The organism is Gudongella sp. DL1XJH-153, assembly GCF_049310905.1.
GTDB lineage: Bacteria > Bacillota > Clostridia > Tissierellales > Tissierellaceae > Gudongella.
In genome coordinates, this window is record NZ_JBMEMN010000006.1 from 21,835 (window position 1) to 42,210 (window position 20,376).

Annotated in this window: 20 protein-coding genes and 1 riboswitch; of the genes, 2 read left to right on the plus strand and 18 right to left on the minus strand. The window is 35.4% G+C overall.

Annotation, left to right across the window (positions count from 1 at the left end):
* Window positions 1-113 precede the first annotated feature (113 nt).
* A complete protein-coding gene (locus ACOEN1_RS04110; protein WP_422485171.1) occupies window positions 114-1,367 on the plus strand; it encodes a nucleotidyltransferase in 1,254 nt (417 codons plus the stop codon).
* A gap of 31 nt (window positions 1,368-1,398) precedes the next feature.
* On the opposite strand, the gene ACOEN1_RS04115 is transcribed toward ACOEN1_RS04110, so the two are convergent.
* The 6 genes from ACOEN1_RS04115 to ACOEN1_RS04140 form a co-directional block, all read right to left on the minus strand.
* Complete coding sequence (locus ACOEN1_RS04115) at window positions 1,399-1,845, minus strand: ATPase (RefSeq protein WP_422485172.1); 447 nt, start codon at window positions 1,843-1,845, stop codon at window positions 1,399-1,401.
* On the minus strand, window positions 1,845-2,330 hold the full coding sequence (coaD, locus tag ACOEN1_RS04120) for a pantetheine-phosphate adenylyltransferase (RefSeq protein WP_422485173.1): 486 nt from the start codon (window positions 2,328-2,330) through the stop codon (window positions 1,845-1,847). Before coaD ends, ACOEN1_RS04115 begins: the two co-directional genes overlap by 1 nt.
* Window positions 2,327-2,893 (minus strand): 16S rRNA (guanine(966)-N(2))-methyltransferase RsmD, encoded by a 567-nt coding sequence (rsmD, locus tag ACOEN1_RS04125; protein WP_422485174.1) that lies wholly within the window; start codon window positions 2,891-2,893, stop codon window positions 2,327-2,329. Before rsmD ends, coaD begins: the two co-directional genes overlap by 4 nt.
* A 54-nt stretch (window positions 2,894-2,947) precedes the next feature.
* Window positions 2,948-5,005, minus strand: a complete 2,058-nt coding sequence (gene recG, locus ACOEN1_RS04130; protein WP_422485175.1) for an ATP-dependent DNA helicase RecG — start codon at window positions 5,003-5,005, stop codon at window positions 2,948-2,950.
* A gap of 124 nt (window positions 5,006-5,129) precedes the next feature.
* Window positions 5,130-6,794: a DAK2 domain-containing protein gene (locus ACOEN1_RS04135; protein ID WP_422485176.1), complete on the minus strand. Its 1,665-nt coding sequence runs from the start codon at window positions 6,792-6,794 to the stop codon at window positions 5,130-5,132.
* Between the two features lie 14 nt (window positions 6,795-6,808).
* A complete protein-coding gene (locus ACOEN1_RS04140; RefSeq protein WP_422485178.1) occupies window positions 6,809-7,165 on the minus strand; it encodes an Asp23/Gls24 family envelope stress response protein in 357 nt (118 codons plus the stop codon).
* A 187-nt stretch (window positions 7,166-7,352) separates the two neighbouring features.
* Between ACOEN1_RS04140 and rpmB the strand changes: the two genes are divergently transcribed.
* Entirely contained in the window at window positions 7,353-7,544 is a 192-nt protein-coding gene (gene rpmB / locus ACOEN1_RS04145) for a 50S ribosomal protein L28 (RefSeq protein WP_422485179.1), read from the plus strand.
* Window positions 7,545-7,612: 68 nt separating this feature from the next.
* Here rpmB and ACOEN1_RS04150 read toward each other — a convergent pair whose 3' ends face one another.
* From ACOEN1_RS04150 to priA, 12 genes are all read right to left on the minus strand, one after another.
* Window positions 7,613-8,248: a thiamine diphosphokinase gene (locus ACOEN1_RS04150; RefSeq protein ID WP_422485180.1), complete on the minus strand. Its 636-nt coding sequence runs from the start codon at window positions 8,246-8,248 to the stop codon at window positions 7,613-7,615.
* Window positions 8,249-8,258: 10 nt separating this feature from the next.
* Entirely contained in the window at window positions 8,259-8,804 is a 546-nt protein-coding gene (gene thiT / locus ACOEN1_RS04155; RefSeq protein WP_422485181.1) for an energy-coupled thiamine transporter ThiT, read from the minus strand.
* A gap of 83 nt (window positions 8,805-8,887) precedes the next feature.
* A riboswitch (TPP riboswitch) is annotated at window positions 8,888-8,985 on the minus strand.
* A 72-nt stretch (window positions 8,986-9,057) separates the two neighbouring features.
* Window positions 9,058-9,711 carry a ribulose-phosphate 3-epimerase gene (gene rpe / locus ACOEN1_RS04160; protein WP_422485182.1) on the minus strand — a complete coding sequence of 218 codons (654 nt, stop codon included), beginning with the start codon at window positions 9,709-9,711 and terminating at the stop codon, window positions 9,058-9,060.
* A gap of 1 nt (window position 9,712) precedes the next feature.
* Window positions 9,713-10,591 carry a ribosome small subunit-dependent GTPase A gene (rsgA, locus tag ACOEN1_RS04165; RefSeq protein ID WP_422485183.1) on the minus strand — a complete coding sequence of 293 codons (879 nt, stop codon included), beginning with the start codon at window positions 10,589-10,591 and terminating at the stop codon, window positions 9,713-9,715.
* Window positions 10,592-10,594: 3 nt separating this feature from the next.
* Complete coding sequence (gene pknB / locus ACOEN1_RS04170) at window positions 10,595-12,556, minus strand: Stk1 family PASTA domain-containing Ser/Thr kinase (protein WP_422485184.1); 1,962 nt, start codon at window positions 12,554-12,556, stop codon at window positions 10,595-10,597.
* Window positions 12,557-12,569: 13 nt separating this feature from the next.
* On the minus strand, window positions 12,570-13,298 hold the full coding sequence (locus tag ACOEN1_RS04175; RefSeq protein WP_422485185.1) for a Stp1/IreP family PP2C-type Ser/Thr phosphatase: 729 nt from the start codon (window positions 13,296-13,298) through the stop codon (window positions 12,570-12,572).
* Between the two features lie 12 nt (window positions 13,299-13,310).
* A complete protein-coding gene (gene rlmN / locus ACOEN1_RS04180; protein WP_422485186.1) occupies window positions 13,311-14,342 on the minus strand; it encodes a 23S rRNA (adenine(2503)-C(2))-methyltransferase RlmN in 1,032 nt (343 codons plus the stop codon).
* A gap of 69 nt (window positions 14,343-14,411) precedes the next feature.
* Window positions 14,412-15,746 (minus strand): 16S rRNA (cytosine(967)-C(5))-methyltransferase RsmB, encoded by a 1,335-nt coding sequence (gene rsmB, locus ACOEN1_RS04185; protein ID WP_422485188.1) that lies wholly within the window; start codon window positions 15,744-15,746, stop codon window positions 14,412-14,414.
* A gap of 36 nt (window positions 15,747-15,782) precedes the next feature.
* Window positions 15,783-16,466: a zinc metallopeptidase gene (locus tag ACOEN1_RS04190; protein ID WP_422485189.1), complete on the minus strand. Its 684-nt coding sequence runs from the start codon at window positions 16,464-16,466 to the stop codon at window positions 15,783-15,785.
* Between the two features lie 15 nt (window positions 16,467-16,481).
* Entirely contained in the window at window positions 16,482-17,408 is a 927-nt protein-coding gene (gene fmt, locus ACOEN1_RS04195) for a methionyl-tRNA formyltransferase (RefSeq protein WP_422485190.1), read from the minus strand.
* Complete coding sequence (gene def / locus ACOEN1_RS04200) at window positions 17,405-17,881, minus strand: peptide deformylase (protein WP_422485191.1); 477 nt, start codon at window positions 17,879-17,881, stop codon at window positions 17,405-17,407. Before def ends, fmt begins: the two co-directional genes overlap by 4 nt.
* A gap of 25 nt (window positions 17,882-17,906) precedes the next feature.
* Entirely contained in the window at window positions 17,907-20,351 is a 2,445-nt protein-coding gene (gene priA / locus ACOEN1_RS04205) for a primosomal protein N' (RefSeq protein WP_422485192.1), read from the minus strand.
* Window positions 20,352-20,376: the final 25 nt, after the last annotated feature.

Below are 20,376 nucleotides of genomic sequence, written 5' to 3' on the forward strand. Positions count from 1 at the left end.
TGTACATGTCATGATCAAATGTTATTATTTTTAGTAACAAAGTATTTAAAAAAAACAATTATCGAATTTATGATCAGTCTATGTTAGATATAGATTGGAAAGGAGTCCATGATTTGAAATTAGCAGGTTTGATTACAGAATACAATCCATTTCACTTTGGCCATAGAGTACACATAGAAAACACAAAAAATCTCACGGGAGCATCTCATATTATCGCTGTTATGAGTGGATCTTTCGTGCAGAGAGGAGAACCAGCACTTGTTGATAAATGGACAAGAGCAGAAATGGCAATAAAAAACGGTGTTGACCTTGTTGTTGAACTTCCTTTTATATATTCAGTTCAAACAGCAGAACTTTTTGCTTCAGGATCAACTAAAATTTTAGAGTCCATTAACTCAACAGATTATCTTGTTTTTGGTAGTGAATCCGGAAATATTGATGAACTTGATTCAATTGCATCAATTTTAGCATTTGAGCCTCCTCTATTTAAGAAATTACTGAAAGAACATCTCAACTATGGAAATTCATTTTCTGTTTCAAGATCACTTGCATTGAAAGACTATGCTGAAGCTAATGGTATAGAATTAGGAGACACACTATCAATCATAAAAGAATCAAACAATATTCTTGGAATTGAATATCTTAAATCTTTGAAAAGATTAGAATCCTCAATCATTCCAATAACTTTCCAAAGACTGGGTGATAAGTATTCTGAATTGGAAGTAAAAAGCGAAATTGCTTCTGCCACAGCTATAAGACATAGAATTAAAGAGAATGGTATTGAATCAGCTATTGAATTACTACCTCAGTCATCTTATGATTCCATCTTCAGTTTTATCAAGAAGTACGGTAAAGTCAACGGACTTGGAAACTATTCACAAATAATCAATTATCTTCTATGCGTTAAGTCAGCAACCGATATATCCGATTATTTTGATGTTGAGATTGGACTGGAAAACAGAATAAAAGACCTTTCAAGGATTAGTTCGGATCCACTTGAACTTATAAAAGCAATTTCAACGAAACGATATACTGAAACTCGAATTCAGAGAATGTTAATTCATATGCTGGTAGATCTAAAAAAAGAAGCCATTCTTGATGCATTTTCCAATGAACCTGGATATATTAGAGTGCTTGCCAGCAATAAGAAGGGGTTTGAAATCATAAACAAAATCAAAGAAAACTCGGAGATTGAAATAATCAATAAACTGTCTGATTCAATGAATAAGCTTAATAAGACAAATAAATCAATCCTTTTGTTGGATATACTGGCTACAGACTTATACTATCTTGGTCTTGATCTTATCAAGCCTGAAATTGGAATGGATTTCAAAAAAAGTCCCTATATCAATATACACAATGGATAAAGGACCCACTTCATAGAGAGGGTCCTTTGAGCTATTCTTTATTTCTCAATTCTTTTCTATTGTCATTTAATAACTGAATCAATTCCTTGAAATTTTCTTGCGCTTCATAAAGGAGTCCATCTGCATATTCCAATGCGCCGTTTCTTATCTCTTCAGAGCTATATTCAGCCCTTTTAAGGATTTCATCTGCTCTCTGATTTGCTTGCTTGATAACCTCTTCTCTATCAATTAATTCTTCAAGTCTCACTTCTGCTTCGCTGATCATTGCTGTAGATGTCTTTTGAGCTTCATCAATTATCCTCTGTCGTTCCTCTTTTATCCATGCTGCCTGCTTAATCTCATCAGGTAATTTTATTCTAATTTCCTTGACAATGTCAAGGATTTCATCTCTATCAATCATAACCTTACCAATTAGTGGTACACTGGTTCCTGCCTCCACAATGTCCTCAACTTCATCGATTAAATTCAATAAATCCATTAACGAGCCCCCCCTTTAAACTTTTCTTTTAGTGCATCTTCCACAACTTCTGGTACAAAACATGATATTTCACCGTTAAACGATGCTATTTCTCTTACGAGCGAAGAGCTTAAAAACGAGACTCCTGTCGAAGAAACCATAAAAAGAGTTTCCAGATCAGGATATGTTTTTCGATTTATCAAAGCGAGCTGCATTTCGTACTCAAAGTCAGAAACAGCTCTCAACCCTCTGATTATGGTACTGCATCCTTTCTTTTTAGCATAGTCTGTCAACAATCCTGTAAATGAATCAATCTCTATATTATGAAGCTCTTTTGTTGATTCCTCAAGCAACTTAATTCTTTCATCCACTGTAAATACACTACTTTTTCTTTTATTGTCAAGTACAGAAATAATAACCTGGTCAAATCTGTCAGAGCATCTTTGTATTATATCAAGATGCCCGTTTGTAACTGGATCAAAGCTTCCTGGATAAATTACTCTCATACTGCCACTCCTTCATTTCTGAAATATGTCATTTCCTTACTCCCATAGTTTCTGGTATCGAATAATTCAATTCCAGAATATCTTGATTTAAAAATCATGGATTTATCATGTTCTACAATTATAATTCCATCGTGTGAAAGCATTTTATAATCTGCGATAAGCTGAAGTGTCTTATGAAATAATTCTTCAGCTGCATAGGGTGGATCAATATATATATAATCAAAGACTATATCAATAGAACTAAATTTTTTAATAGTTGTTCTGGCGTCTCCCCGTAAAACTTCTGCAAACTCTCTGAGTTTTGTATGTTCAAGATTTTTTCTAATTGCCTCTATACTGTCATAACTATTATCTACAAAATAGACCTTACTAGCCCCTCTGCTCAAAAACTCGATTCCAATTCCTCCACTGCCTGCAAACAAGTCCAAGACAATCGCTTCACTTTTTAGTGGAGATAGAATATTAAATAGTGATTCCTTGACCCTGTCCTCAGTCGGCCTTACAGAACCTCCTTTTGGTGCTATCAATTTGTGTCCTTTTCTAATTCCAGATATTACTCGCACATCTAATCACCTACTTTTGCTAACATTTTATCACAGATTTTACCATATTAAAACCTAATTAAGCATTATTTCATCAGTCTTGGCTGAAAACAATTTGTTGATACTTTCCCTTACAGAACTATATTCATCATCTGATAACCATGATTGATTATCTGCTATTGATATTGCTTCTTTCTGTGCAGACTTCAGAATATCGATATCCCTTATGAGATTGGCTATTCTTAATTCAGGAATTCCATGTTGTCTGGTTCCAAAAAACTCTCCAGGTCCTCTTAATTCCAAGTCTTTTTCAGATATCTTAAACCCGTCATTAGTCGATTGCATAATTCTCATTCGTTCTCTACTAAGTTTTGTAGAACTATTGTTTACGAGAATACAATGTGATTGGTACTCTCCTCTCCCAACTCTACCTCTTAATTGGTGAAGTTGTGCAAGCCCAAATCTTTCTGCATTCATAATTAACATAATGCTTGCATTGGGAACATTGACTCCTACCTCTATCACAGTTGTTGAAATAAGAATATCGATACGCTTATTTTTAAAATCAGTCATTATTGAGTCTTTTTCCTTCTGATTCATTCTTCCGTGAAGAAGAGCAACATTATGATTGTTAAAAACAGAATTCTTTAATCGTACATATAATTCTTCGGCTGACATCACATGGAGTTTTTCAGACTCCTCTATTAATGGACAAACAATATAAGCTTGTCTACCTTCATCAATTTGCTTTGAAACAAACTTATAAATCCTTTCTTCCATCGAATCATCTACTGCATAAGTCTTTATTTCCTGTCTCCCAGGCGGTAGCTCGTCGATAATTGATATATCTAGATCACCGTATAGTATCAGAGCCAAAGTTCTTGGTATTGGAGTTGCCGTCATAACAATTACATCTGGGGAAATTCCTTTATCTGAAAGAGTCAATCGTTGTCGAACTCCAAATCGATGTTGTTCGTCTGTTATTGCCAACCCTAATCTTTTAAAAGCTACTTCTGTCTGGATTAATGCATGAGTACCTACAATTATATCAATTCGACCTTTTACAAGTTCTGAAAGAACAAATTCTTTATCCTTTTTTGTTTGATTACCCGACAAAAAAGCAACTTTTATATTGATATTATTGAAAGCTTTCAATAGAGATTCATAGTGTTGCAGAGCAAGAATTTCGGTAGGTGCCATCATTGCGGCTTGATATCCATTTAATACAGCATTGTACATAGCAACAATTCCAATTATAGTCTTTCCTGAACCTACATCGCCTTGTACCAGCCTATTCATCTGTGAATTACTGCCCATATTAGCCATAATTTCACCCAATACCCTCTTTTGGGCATCGGTTAACTCAAATTCAAGATTTTCTATAAATCCATCTATATACTCATGTTTTGGCATACTTACTCCATTATTATCAGTATTTGTCTTCTTTAGCTTTAAAAGACCTAACTGGAGTACTAGCAATTCTTCAAAGGCAAGCTGATTCCTGGATTCAATCATAGATTCAGGGCTATTTGGATAGTGAATTTGTTTAATGGCCTCCTTCTTGTCAATGAAGTTGTACTTAAGTAAAATCTCTCTAGGCAAAACATTTTTAACAGCTTGTAAATATTCATCCATAGCAGTCTTTATAATTTTTGTCATCTCTTTATTAGTGATACCTTCGGTTAAACCATAAACCGGAGTTATACCCTGACTAGTATTTTTACCTTCCCAGGGTTTGTATTCAGGATTATGTATTTGAATTCCAAAGGAATCCTTTTTTAATTTACCATACACAAGATATTCCTTACCTGGAATTAATCTATCTCTTAGATAATCCTGATTGAACCATACCAGTTGAGCCGTAGTTGATTTATCTTCCACCTGGACTTTGAGAATAGATAACCCTCTTCTAGGTTTTATTAAGGAAGGTGGTAATTTTATAGCAACTTTATAAAGATTTTTATTCTCGCAGCTTCCTTCTGCCAAGACAGATATTTTCCTTTTATCTTCGTAATCCTTGGGCAGATAATAAAGTATATCTTCCACCTTCTCTAATCCAAGTCTTTTCAGCCTATATGCTTTTTTTGGTCCCACACCTTTTATATATTGTACACCAGTATCTAAACCAGGCATAAATCCACCTCCTCATTATTGTCAATTATAATATTTAAGTATCGAATAATAGCTTAGATGCTTTTCTTGATTCTCATGGAAGAAAAACCCTAATCAAAAAAGAAGCCCTGCTCAAGGGCAGGGTTTATTCAATGGCAAATAGGTAATAGTAAAGTGGTTGACCGCCAAATACAACCTCAATATCAAGATTGCTATATTTCGCTTCAAGTAATTCAGCTAACTTACTTGCTTGCTCTTCTGTTACATCACTTCCATATATAATCGTTATTATGGAGGACTCCTGATCCACTAACTTCTCAATAAGTTGTTGCGAAACAGTATTTACGTCATTTCCAGCAGCCAGAATATCTTTATCAGAAAGACCGATTATATCGTTTTTCCTAATATCAGTACCATTAAATTCTGTGTCTCTAACTGCAAAAGTAACCTGTCCAGTTTTTACTTCGTCTATAGCATTAATCATACTCTCCAAATTTATCTCAAGCTCAACATCTTCATCCAGTACCAGCAATGCAGATATACCTTGCGGAATCGATTTTGTTGGAATAACACTAATACTCCGTTCACTCAGGTGCTTTGTTTGTTCTGCAGCTAAAATAATATTACTATTATTAGGTAATATTATAACATGTTCTCCTTTTGTCTTGTCAATTGCCGAAAGTATATCTTCAGTACTTGGATTCATAGTCTGACCACCTGAAACTATAACATCAACATTCATATCTTTAAAAAGCTCATCAATTCCTTCTCCTAATGAGATAGCAATGATTGAGTACCTTTTCTGTTCATCATTGATAGTTTCATTAACGTAATTATTATTGTTTAATCTCGAAAGCTCATCCTTTAGTAATACCTCTTCGTGCTGATAACGCATATTGTCAATTTTAATGTCGCTTAATTCACCGAGCTTTAAAGCTTTTTCAAGTACATCTCCAGGATTATTTGTGTGTATATGAACCTTTATAATTCCTTCTCCACCCACAACCAGCAAAGAATCTGCGTTTGCTGATATCTGTTCCCTAAATTCCTCAACATCACCATAATTGGTGTTAATCATAAATTCTGTACAATACCCAAACTCAATATCGTCTGTATCTATGTGGTCCCTTTTCTTTGGTTTTTCAATAATCGGCTCTACTTGAATTTGTGAAGGTACAACCAATGATCTCTTTTCATCAGAAATTGCCTCAAGAGCACCTTCAATTAAATACAGTAGTCCCTTCCCACCTGCATCAACAACACCTGCCTGTTTCAGCACAGGAAGCATATCAGGAGTCTTGCTAAGAATATCATTACCATGAAGTAAAACTTCTTCTAGAAATTGAACCATATCTTCGTTTTGGTTACAGATTGACATGGCTTTTTCGCCACACTCTCTTGCAACTGTAAGAATAGTCCCTTCAGTTGGCTTCATTACGGCCTTATAAGCTGTATCTGCAGCCTTCTTAAGCCCTAGCGCAAAAGTTGCAATATCAATTTCTTTTTTTCCTTCCAAGCCACTTGCAAAGCCGCGGAATAACTGTGAAAGTATTACCCCTGAGTTGCCTCTTGCTCCCATAAGAGAGCCCTGGCTGGCCGCCTGAGCGACTTTGTGAGCATCATTTTCTTGAACATCTAATCCTTGTTTCAATGCGGATTTCATGGTTAGGAGCATATTTGTACCTGTATCACCATCAGGTACAGGAAATACATTCAACGAATTTACTTCATCCTTGTTTGCTTCAAGCTTAAATGCAGCACTTTCCAATATAACCTTAAGTTTATATCCATCTATTGTTTTAGTATTCATCTTTGACCTCCTAATTACTTGTCGACTCGGATTCCTTGGACAAAGACATTAACTTTGTCTACCTTCAATCCGGTGAAGTTCTCAATATTAAATTTAACTCTGTCTATTATATTCTTGCATACCACCGAGATTTTAACTCCAAATTCCAATATTACGTACATATCTATTGTAATAAGGTTGTCTTTGATATATACTTTGATTCCTCTTGTTAATGAGTCGGATTTCAACAATTCAAAAAAACCATCTTTTGCATCTTTTGCAGCCATACCTACAATACCATAGCTTTCCATTGCTGATATTCCTGCCAGTGATGCAAACACGTTGTCATTTATATTTAGATCTCCAAATTCCGTTTTCATTTTGACCGGCATAACTATACCTCCCTGTGTTTTACTCTTATCCATACTATTTTACATTATTAGTTGTAATTGTTCAACTAAAACAACAATATTAGTAATATTAGGTTGCAATTCTATAATCTCCTGTGTTAAAATATAATATGTTGCAGAGAATAATATTAAAAACATTATGCCTGTCAGGAATTAAGGAGGTGTTTTCATGTCTAAGAAATGTGAAATTTGTGGAAAAAGTAAGGTATTTGGAAATAAGGTGACCTTCTCCAATAAAAAGAGTTCAAGAACATGGGCTCCAAATATAAGAAGAGTAAAGGCAGTTGTAAAAGGATCAGTCAAGAGAATCAACGTTTGTACAAGATGCTTGAGATCTGGTTATGTTCAAAGAGCCATTTAGTCCACACTTACAAGAATAAAAAGCTTATTATGATAATCTCATAATAAGCTTTTTTTCATTTGTGAAATTTAGTCTCTGGACTTCACAAGGAAACCCTCACCTGAATGTCTGATGATTTTTCCTAATTCATCATCAATGTAGTTGCTTATTCCAAGACTTGACCCGTATCTTATGTGAGTCTCTTGTAAGGGATAATGAAAACCTTCCAGCGTTACAGTGACACCCTCTGGTCCTACAGGTAGTATAGAATAATAGTAATCAGGATCCTTCCTTAACAAAATTTCAATAGGTAGATAGGATATTTCATTGTTATCGTTTATAATTTTTATGCTTATTCCATCTAAATGATAAGATCGTATCATAAATATATTTGATAACGAATGATCTATCCTACTACCAGTGCCACCAATGATAGTTATTTCTGTACACCCTTTTTCTACCAGTAAGTCTATGGCCAACTCAGTATCTGTCTTGTCTTTTTCTATAGGGTATCTGCAAATTGTTGTACTGGAATCTAAATCTTCGATTAAGTTAATGTCGTCAATGGAATCAAAATCTCCAATTAAATAATCTATTCTGCAGCTAGCTTCTGATATATTATAGAATCCACTATCAGCTGCGACTATAATATCTGCTTCTTTACATAGATCAATCAATATACCATTTCTTACTCCTGTGCCTCCAGCAGAAATTAATCCTTTCATAAAACCATCCTTACCGTATGAATTTTTGTATCGGTTTCCATACAAGTACCATAACTATCATGGATATAATCAATTCAGGTATAAGATAAGTAGCGTTATAAATAATCGAATAAATCCATGGATTCTGGTCCCCTGCATATTCTGCGAAAAATACGACTCCTGAAAGGACATGGAATATAAGACGGCCTGTAATTGCCAATGATACTCCAAGCAAAACTGAACCATATCCTTTTTTGCCTTTCTTTGTAGTAAGAACGTATGCTATGCCAGCTAATCCTAAAGATCCAAATGCAAATGGATAATCTAACAGCAATTGCAGTGGATGTACAAAAAATGGTTTTAAAATAAAATCCAACATACCATAAGTCACACCAACCGCTACCCCAGGGGCAAGCCCCCATCTTATTGCAAAAATCATAATTGGAATCATACTGCCAGCGGTTACACTACCCCCATTGGGTGCTTGATAGATTCTCACATAACTTAGAAGGGCAGATAATGCTATCATCATTCCTCCCTCTGTCAACATCAATACTTTACTTCTTTTTTGTTCCATATTATATTAAACCTCCTTATTTTGGTTTGAATATAACAGCGTGAGTTAGTACAAAAAACCCATTGCTATGAAGGCAATGGGTATAATTTCTATACACACTTCCCTCCGCTAGAATTACCTAGTTCAGGTCTTAAGGGTCGAGAACTACTCTCTCTCAGCTTACGCTCCCCCAGTGCTGTAAATATTCTTTTGTTAATTTGATAATATCACAAGTTAAAAAATTCCTCAACTACTAAAACTATATACATATATATTATGCTATCAGTTCTTTAAACTTCTTAACTCTACTTTCCACATCATCTGTTGCAAAAATCCCAGATCCAACAACAATTAGGTCAGCTCCAGCATCGATAATTTCTCTTGCATTTTCTAGCTTTATCCCACCATCGACCTCAAGAATAATATCATTTCCAGACTTGACAATCATATCCTTAAGTTTCATTATTTTTTCAGTCATTGCCGGGATATAACTCTGTCCTCCAAACCCAGGATTTACTGACATTATTAGGATCAGATCAATATCGTCCATTAAGTATTCCAACACATCCAAAGGTGTTGAAGGATTTAGTGAAACACCCGCTTTAGCACCCTTATTCCTTATTTCTTGTAGTGTTCGGTGGAGGTGGATGGAAGCATCTGGATGAACTGTTATAATGTCTGAGCCGGCATCAATAAAATCATCAATAAATCTCTCTGGTCTATCTACCATAAGATGTACATCAAAAGGTAGTTTTGTCGTACCCCTTATTTTCTTGATAACAGGTGCTCCAAAAGTGATGTTTGGTACATAGATTCCATCCATAACATCAAGATGAACATAATCTGCTCCACCCTTTTCTAGAATATCTATTTCTTTTCCAAGTTTTGAGAAGTCTGCAGAAAGTAATGAAGGTGCTAATTTTGCCATATTAATATCTCCTCTTTCTGTTCTTGATTTCATTAATCATCATTATATAATTTTTATACCTTTCCTCACTTAGCTTATTAGATTCAACAGCTTTCTTTACTGCACATCCAGGTTCGTTTAAATGAATACAACTGGAAAATTTACACTGCCCGTTGTATTCTTCAATATCCTTGAAATAATGTTTCAAATCAATCTCATCTTCTATGAAATCAAGACTAAGTGAACTAAAACCCGGGCTATCCAATACGAATGAGTTCTTATTAAGCTCGAGTAGCTCTACGTGTCTGGTGGTGTGTTTACCTCTTGATGTTTTTAAACTGATTTTCCCAATTTCAAGATCATAGTTTGTATTAATCGAATTCAACAAAGAAGATTTTCCAACACCTGATGGTCCTGCAAATACACTTATATGGTTTTCCAGGAAATCTTTTAGTTCCTCCAAGCCTTCGTTCTCTTTTACGCTGGTTAGTATTGTTTTATAACCCGCATTTTTATAAATACTTCCAACAAACTCTGCATATTCCCGATCGATTTCACACTTATTGATGCAAATTAAAACATCGAGACCCTGTTCATCAGCCATAACAAGCATTCTGTCTAGAAGCCAAGTATTCAAATCAGGGTTTCTAATGCTTGAAACTATAACAGCCTGAGTGACATTTGCAACTGGAGGTCTTAATAATTCAGTTTTCCTATCAAATATTTCCTCAATGTAGCCATTATTATCTTCTGCACTGATTCTTATACTAACTTTATCTCCAACAAGGGGAGTTATATTTGTTTCTCTAAAATTTCCTCTAGCTCTACTCTGGATAATGCCTTTCTCCGTGCGTACATAATAAAACCCGCCGATTCCTTTAACTATTGTACCCTCAATCATTAATCAACCCTCTTTTACTCTGGTAAATTGATATATTCCATCGTAATATACTTCAAACTGTGCACCAGGGACTCCATTAACAGTCACCTGGAAGGATCCATCATCTGCTTGATGAGTTTCAGAATAAACCATGGTTGCATCCCCACCCTGCTTTCTGAAAATGGTTATCTCTGTTTCTTCCCTGTCTGTAAATGGTGTCAATGTGAATGTAAAACTACTCTCTTCATCAGATGAAGGCGGTTCAGGTTCCTCAACTGGATCTGGTTCAGGTTCTGGTTCAGGACCTGATGAGACATACATATCAACAGCTGTCTTGGTTTCAAGTGTTGTTCCAGCATCATATGATTGCCATGTAACAACATTTGCAGGAACATCATTATTCGGTTCATATGTTACTTCTCCGACTACCAAGTCAAGCCCTACAATATCATTCATAGCCTGGCTTATTTGTGTTCCAATCAATTGGATCATTATGACATCACTGATCTCTTCACCTTTGCTAACAATAAGGTCTATTCTAGTATTAGGTTCAACCTCCGTGAAGGATTCTATGCTTTGCTCCATTACAACATCTATGGGAACCGTGTCAGAAAAATCGTATTCTACATTCATCCTCATTCCAGCTTCCTTAATTATTGTTTCAGCCTCAGTAAGAGTCCTGTTGACGAGTAGCGGTACCGTTACTCTGTCAGAACCCAGACTAATTGTCACTGAAACTGGATATCCGGGTTTTACTCTTACGCCTTCATCAACATTTTGTGAGATAATACGCCCCGCTTCATACTCAGTACTGGATACACTATTAACAACATTCAACTGGAAACCTTCATCTTTAGCTATTACTTCTGCATCTTCCTGAGTCATTCCAATCAATGAAGGCATCAATATATCATCACTCGTTGAAATATTGTCTCTTAGTCTCATATATCCTGCAAATATTAATGTAGCCAATATAAAAGCTGCTAAAATTGCTGAAATTATTACAACCGATTTATTTTTATTATTTCTATTTCGTTTGTTTTTCTTGCTTCTGTCCATTGTCTGGCTCCTTGATGATTCTCTTTCAGCACTAACGACTGGTATAACCCTTGTCATATCGCTAGTTTCTTCAGTTGTCTGATTTTCAGGAATGGTTCTTGTATCAATATAGGCCTTTAAATCTCTTAAGAGCTCATCAGCGCTCTGATATCTGTCACCTTGTCTTTTCATGACACATTTCATAATTATGTCATTTACTTCTCTTGGTATGTCAGATGAGGCATCCACAGGGGGTACAATATCCTCCTGAACATGCTTAAGTGCTACGCCTATAGGTGTGTCACCATTAAAAGGCACCTTCCCTGTAATCATCTCATACATTACTATTCCAAGTGAATAAATATCAGATTTTTCATCTGTATATCCGCCTCTGGCTTGTTCTGGAGAAAAATAGTGAACTGAGCCTAAAACACTGGAAGTCGTAGTAATGGTCGATGAAGTAACAGCTCTGGCAATTCCAAAGTCTGTCACCTTAACCCGATTATCTTCGGTTACCATTATGTTATGCGGCTTAATATCCCTATGAACTATATGATTCTTATGTGCATTCGAAAGAGCTTCAGCTATTTGTGTAGCGTAGTAAAGAGATTGATCAATCTGTAGCTTTTCATTCCCCACAATCAGTTCTTTTAGTGTCTTGCCTTTGATGTATTCCATAACAATGTAATGGATTTTTTTGTTATCCTGTTCTTCTGATCCAACATCATAGATATTAAGTATGTTAGGATGAGAAAGGCTTGCAGCTGCCTGAGATTCTCTTCTAAATTTCCTGATAAAATCCTCGTCATCCGTGAATTCCTCTTTCAAAATCTTTATTGCAACAAACCTGTCCAACAAATGACATTTAGCTTTATAAACATACGCCATGCCTCCGCTACCAATTTGCTCAACTATTTCATATCTATTTCCTAGCATTTTCCCTATCATTTTTTCACCTCTGTTAAAATCTAATCCCCAAAACAGTAATATTGTCATTGCCGCCTTCAACTTTAGCTTTCTCTACGGCAATTTCACAAGCTCTCTGTATATCTGTCTCATTGGAAAACGTTTCAATTAATTTTTCTTCAGGTACCATGTTGGTAAGTCCATCACTACAAAATACCACTATATCACCTTTTGTAATGTCAATGGTTAAAGTATCCACTTCTATTTCACTGCTAGTACCTACAGCTCGGGTTATTACATTCCTTTGGGGATGTGTCCTGGCTTCATTCTCTGAAATTTTGCCTTCTTGAAGCAACTGTTGTACAAGTGAGTGATCTTGAGTAATCTGTGACATTTTACCAGAGCTGATTAAGTAAGCTCTGCTATCTCCGACATGGCCTACAACAATCTTGTCACAGCACAAATATCCCATGGTCAAAGTAGTTCCCATGCCTCTGCAACCTTCAATTTCCTTTGAGTAGTTGTAAATATGTCTATTGGCATACTCAACACTTTTAATAACGCATTCTCTAATGTTTTTTTCAGTTGTGAGATCTGCAATATTTTCTTCCATCCATTCCTTGATAATGTTAATTGCCATAACACTGGCTATCTCACCTGCATTGTGGCCTCCCATCCCATCAGCTACCATAAATAATGGCATATGCTGATTTTCAGGTATATAGAGGCTATCTTGGTTAATTTCACGTACCAGTCCTATGTCACTAGCTGCTCCAAACTTCACGATATCACCTCGTTATTTTTCTTCATCAAGAACACTTCTTCTAAGTTGACCACATGATGCACTAATGTCTCCACCCATTTCACGTCTGACGGTAGTTGCAACCCCAAACTTCTTTAGCATCGATTGAAAGCTTAGTACATGGTCTCTATCTGGTCTTCCTTCTTTATACTCACTTATTGGATTGAGTGGTATCAGATTTACATGAGCTAACATTCCATCAAGTAATCTGGATATCTCCCTTGCTTCTTTTTCACTATCATTTGTTCCCTTTATCAAGGTATACTCAAATGTTATTCTTCTGTTTGTCTTGTCAATGTAGTATCTCAATGCTTCCATAAGTTCTTTTAGTTTATGCTTTCTAGCAATAGGCATAATTTCTTCTCTCTTCTCATCAAATGGAGAATGAAGTGATATGGAAAGCGTAATTGGTAAATTTTCTTCTGCCAGCTTATAGATTTCTGGCACTATTCCACAAGTTGACAAGGTTATATTTCTGAGGCTGATATTTCTTCCCAATTTGCTATTAATTATAGCAAAAAAATCAACTACATTATCATAATTGTCCAATGGTTCTCCACTACCCATAAGAACTATATTAGATATCCTAATTCCTAAATCCTTTTCAGCCTCATATACCTGATTAGCCATTTCAGCAGCTGTAAGATTTCTCACAAGACCACCTTTGGTGGATGCACAGAAACTACATCCCATTTTACAGCCTACCTGGGTGGATATGCATTGTGAATATCCATGTGAATAACTCATCACTACACTTTCAATGATGTTGCCATCAGGTAGCAAGAATAAATACTTAACGGTTCCATCAACCTTTGACTCAAATTTGTGAAGGACTTTAATTTTATTAACTGTGTACTCTAAACTGATTCTTTTCCTTAGATCCAGTGGAATCTGACCAATTTCTAAAATATCTTCTCCGTCATGTTGGTGAAAATATCTAAATATTTGTTCAGCTCTAAAACTTTTTTCACCATAATCATTTATGATTTCTTTGAGTTTTTTTTGTGTCATACTGTTTAATTCCATAATCCTCATCTCTCTTCGCTCATATTATAACATGATTTCAATAGAGTTATTCCAATTTATTTAAAAAACCTATTTTCTAGTCATTTTTGCAATAAAAAAGCCATCTGTTCCATGTATATGTGGATATAGCTCTATATAACCATATTTCTGTGTTTCACTAAGAACAATATCTCTTGGTAGTTCTATAGGTGTAAGCATGAATTCTGGATTTCTAATCAGAAAATTTTGTACCTGATCCAGGTTTTCATTTTTGTTCAAAGTGCAAGTGCTATAAATCAGTTTTCCTCCAGACTTTACATAGCCAGCGGAGTTACTTAGTATTTGTGACTGTATTTCAACAAGCGTCTCTAAATCTTCACTCTTTCTATTAAATTTAATGTCCGGTTTTCTTCTCAACAATCCGAAACCTGAACAAGGTGCATCTACAAGACACACGTCAACTTTGTCTCTTAAACTTTCATCAAAAATACCTGCATCGTACACCTGCCCCTCGATGATGTTTATTCCCAGTCTCTTGCAGTTTTCCATAATTAGTTTTATCTTCTGGGTGTACAGGTCTCTTGCAATTATTTTTCCCTTGTCATTCATTCTTTGTGCCATGTGGGTAGCTTTGCCTCCAGGTGCACTACATACATCTAATATAAGATCTTTTTCTTTTGGTTCTGAAATCTCAGTAACCAACATGCTGCTTTCATCTTGAATTGTAAAGAATCCTTCTTTAAATTCTTTAGAATCTGTAATATTTTCAGGATTAAGAACTTTTATGCAGTCTCTTGATAATTCTCCTCTAATAAGTTGCAAGTCATACTTACCAAGCTTATCTAACAAGTTCTCTCTATCGATCTTCAATGTATTAACACGTATGTTAAGCAAAGGTCTTGTATTGTTGGCTTTTAGGAGTTCCTTTGTAAACTCAAATCCAAACTGTTTTATCCACAAATCAACTAAAAAACCAGGATGAGAATAACGAACTGACAATTCTTCCATGTTTTTTGGAATTTCAGTCAAGAAAAACTTTTCTCTTTCTCTATCAATCTTTCTCAAAACACCATTTACATATCCTATTGTACCTTTGTGGCCATATTTTTTTGCCAGCTTTACTGACTCATCAATTGCGGCATGTGCTGGTATTCTATCCATAAATCCTATCTGGTATATCCCAACTCTTAATATTTGTAATATCATTGGATGGATTTTCTTCATTCTTACATTTGAAGCAGATTTAATTATATTATCAATATACATACGGTTTTCAAGAACTCCGTAAACCAATTCTCTCAGTAATCTCTTGTCCTCAAGTGACATATCTATCTGTGAATATTCCTGCAGTGCTTTGTTAGAGAATTTACCTTTATCTTGCACTTCAGATAATACCCTTATGGCTACTTCTCTAGTATTGAACATTTAATCCCTCCAAAAAAAAGGGAGATTCCTCCCCCTTTATCTCCTTTGTCCTCGTAAGGCCAATAATCTTAACAATTCAGCCAAAGCGACTATTGTAGCAGCTACATATGTCAGAGCAGCTGCATCTAAAACTTTTTTTGCTGGTTTTAAGCTTTGTGAAGGTATCAATCCATTCTCCAGATGAACCATAGCCCTTCTACTGGCATTGAATTCAACAGGAAGTGTAACTATTTGAAATAATACAGCTGCAAGGAATAATGCTATCCCAACATCTATTAAGAATGGACTAATTATAAAACCAAGAATTACAAATATCCATACCAATTTTGAACCAAAATTCGCTATCGGTGCAATGTTGTTTCTTAGAATTAAGGGAAAATATCCCTCTGCATGTTGTATTGCGTGTCCTACTTCATGAGCAGCTACACTTACAGATGCTATGCTGCTACTTCCGTAAACATTTTGAGATAGTCTTATAACTCGTTTTCCCGGGTCGTAATGGTCAGTCAGATTTCCTCTGACAGCCTCAATTGGAATATCACTTAAACCACTACTATCAAGAATGCGTCTGGCAACCTGTGCCCCAGTCATTCCAGATTCGCTGGGTACTTTTAGATACTGTGAAAAAGTTGTCTTTACCTTCATTTGTGCATAGCCCGCAAACAAGATTGCTGGAAGCACAAATATCAACCATGATCCTCCATAAAAGCCTGTATACATAAATATCCCTCTTCTCTATAAAATGTATCCCTTTTCAATATCTTTCCCCAACAATAGTTCCTTGACATTCATGGCTCTTTTGCCAGGAAATTGTAGCTGTTTAATAATTATAAAACCATCTGAGACTGCGACTTTGATACCATCTGGTTCAGCATCCACTATAGTACCGGGTGTAATATCATGATCTCTTTCTTCTACCTCAACTCTGTGTATCTTTATCTTCTGTCCTTTGTATTCCGTAAATGCAGATGGCCAAGGTTTAAGTCCCATAACCTTTTTGTAAATATCCCTAGCAGCTTTGGTCCAGTCAATGCTACCAACACCCTTATATAATATAGGCGCATAACTCGATTCCTCGTGTTTCTGTGGGGTTAAAACAGAATCACCCGACACAATTAATTCCATGGCTTCTATTACCAAGTATGATCCAACTTCAGCCAATTTATCATGAATTGTCTGTGAATCATCTTCCCATGCAATCGGTATCTCTTGTTTTAGAAATATACCACCTGTGTCAAGGCCTTCTTCCATATTCATTATTGTTATACCTGTATTGATTTCTCCATTCATAATTGCCCAATTTATTGGTGCTGCTCCTCTATACTTAGGCAATAAAGACGCATGTATATTTAGACAATTGTATTTCGGAATCTCCAATATTCTTTTTTTTAAAATTTGACCATAGGCTGCTACCACTATAAAATCTGGTTCAATAATCTTTAGTTTATGATACGATTCGTCAGAATTTATATCTACTGGCTGAAATACTTCAATTCCCAATTCAATAGCCTTTTCCTTAACAGGGGTTGGTTGAAGCTTTTTTCCTCTTCCTTTTTTTTTATCCATTTGAGTAACTACAAGAGGAATATCGTAGCCTTCGTTGAAAATGTGTTCCAAAGACTTTACTGCAAAATCAGGAGTGCCCATATATATTATCTTCATGACAACTCCTCATCCTCAGCTACATTCTCATGGACTTCTTTAGCTTTGTCAGTGTATAAAACTCCTTCAAGATGATCTATTTCATGACAAAATACCCTTGCAAGATATCCTGATGGCTTCATCTCAACCTTTTGACCGTTTTCGTCCATAAATGAAATGGTTATAGTCTGCGGTCTTTCAACTGTACCAGCCAAATCCGGTACTGAAAGACAACCTTCAATACCGTCAACTTCACCTTCTTGTGCTTCAATCACCGGATTTATTGCGATTATTGGTTTTTCTCCAATATCAATTGTTATTACCCTTTTCAAAACTCCTATTTGTGGTGCTGCAAGTCCAATACCGTTTTCATGCCTCATGGTTTCTACCATATCATCTAGTAACTGTAGTATTCTATCATCTAATTCAGCTACTTCTCTAGATTTTTTTCTTAGTATTGGATCGCCATCTAACCTGATCTTTCTTAATGCCATCTCAATCCTCCTAAATTTACTTCTTCTATAATATGCTACTTGGATTAATATCTATGCTAATTTTTATGTCATCATGTTTTATTTTGCCCTTATCTTTATTATATACCCTGTTAATAATATTCTTTATAAGTTTACTATCATTGTAACCGAATTTTAATAATATTTGCCAGCGATAGTTATTGTTAATTCTCTCTAAAGGTGCTGGATTAGGACCTAGCACATCAATACTAACTAGTTTTTCATTTTTTATATGCTTCTGTAGCTCCAAGGCAGACTCTTCCATCGATTCTTTTACATGTAATTGATTTTTACCGAATAATGTCACGGTAGCTATTCCTTTGTATGGAGGGTATCCAAATTCCTTGCGCAACTGTGATTCATTACTGTAAAATAATTTGTAGTCATTTGTCATTGCAGTGGTAATACTATAGTGATCAGGATTATAGGTCTGCAATATTACATTTCCTGCTATATCTCCACGACCGGCTCTTCCAGCAACTTGAGTAACAAGTTGAAAAGTTCTCTCAGGTGACCTAAAGTCCGGCAAGTTCAATGTCGTATCCGCTGCTATTATGCCTACAAGTGTCACCCTTGGAAAATCAAGGCCTTTAGATATCATTTGAGTTCCTACAAGAATATCTACCTCATTATTCTTCATTGAATCCAATGCTTTTTCATAATCTTCTCTTGATTTAATCATATCGCTGTCCATTCTCAATGTTTTTGCATCTGGGAACAACTTTCGGACTTCTTCCTCAACCCTTTCAGTTCCTATCCCAAAACTTTTAAAATAATTGCTTCCACATGCAGGACAAGAAGATGGTAATGTATGGGTATCTCCACAATAATGACATCTAAGTCTATTTGTTGATTTGTGATAGGTTAGACTTATATCACAATTATCGCACTTTGAGACATATCCACAACTTCTACACGTTATAAATCCAGTATAACCTCTCTTATTCAAAAAAAGGATAATTTGGTTTCCATTATCAAGAGCATTAACCATCTCCTGGTATAGAATTTTGCTGAAAATTGAACGATTTCCCTCCTGAAGCTCATCCCTCATATCAACTACATTAATTGATGGAAGGGAATTTCTTGTCGCTCTGTTTTGCAGTTCATAGAGCGAATATTCTCCAATTTCAGTTCTATAATATGTTTCAATAGAAGGCGTAGCAGTTCCGAGAACAAGTTTTGAATTCTCTAGTTCAGATATTCTGATTGCTACATCTATAGTGTCATATTTAGGATTATTAGATGATTTATAAGTATTTTCATGCTCCTCATCGATCACTATTAACCCTAAATTATTGAAAGGTGCGAATAAAGCTGATCTCGCACCAACCACAATTTTATACTCACCGGTTTTTATCCTTCTCCATTGATCAAATCTCTCAAGCTGTGTAAGTTTGCTGTGAAGAATTGCTACTTGGTTGCCAAATCTACCAACAAATCTATCAATTGTTTGAGGAGTTAATGATATTTCAGGTACCAGTATTATAGAATCCTTGCCATTACGAAGCATATCTTCCACCAGTTGAAGATATATTTCAGTCTTGCCACTACCTGTTATTCCATGAATAAGAGAAATATTATTATTGGAATGACATATTCCTTCATAAACTCTTTTTTGATCCGTGTTCAGCTCAATCTTTAGATACTCTGGTATATCTTTGGATACTGGTGTTTCATTGACAATTCTATTTTCAATTAATACAAGATTTTTAGTTTCCATAGCTTTTAAAACTGAAAGACTTGTATTTAGCTGCTTCAAGATCTCATTTGCTGCAATTTCATTAGTTCCTTTAAATAATGTCCAAATTTTTAGCTGTTTTTTTGCAGAATTACCAATAATTTCAACACCCTTATCAAATGAGACAGTTTGATTTCTTATTACAATTTTTTCAACTCTGGAAGTGCTTGTTTTTCTTATATCAAGTACCAGTTTAATTGAGCCTTCTTCTTCAAGACTGGAAATCAATTTGTTGAAGTCCTTGTTCTGGCAGATATTCTGCAACTCTGTATACTCAATCTTGCTGGCATTTGATACTTCTGACAGTATTATTTTTTCTTCCTCTGAATGGTTGTTGAAATTATTCAAGCTCTCACCAGGTACTACCATCGTAGTTATATCCCTGAAATCGCCCGGTGGTAACATAGGCTGCATAGATTCATATCCTGTACAAAGATACTCTTCTTTTATCCAATTAGCTAAAATGATTTTTTTTTCAGAAATCAGAGGCTTATCATCCAGAACCTGAATAATATCCTTGGTCTTGTAAGATATGCTGGAATCATCTTTCATTTCTACAATAATTCCCATTATAGGCTTATTATATCTACCAAAAGGTACAACAACTCTTACACCAAGTTTTGCTTGATTCTCAAGATCACTTGGTATGTTATAGGTAAATCTTTTGTCCACGCTTGAGGATTTATGATCAATTATAATCTCTGCAAAACCCATTCCATAACTCCTTTCAATCTAGGAC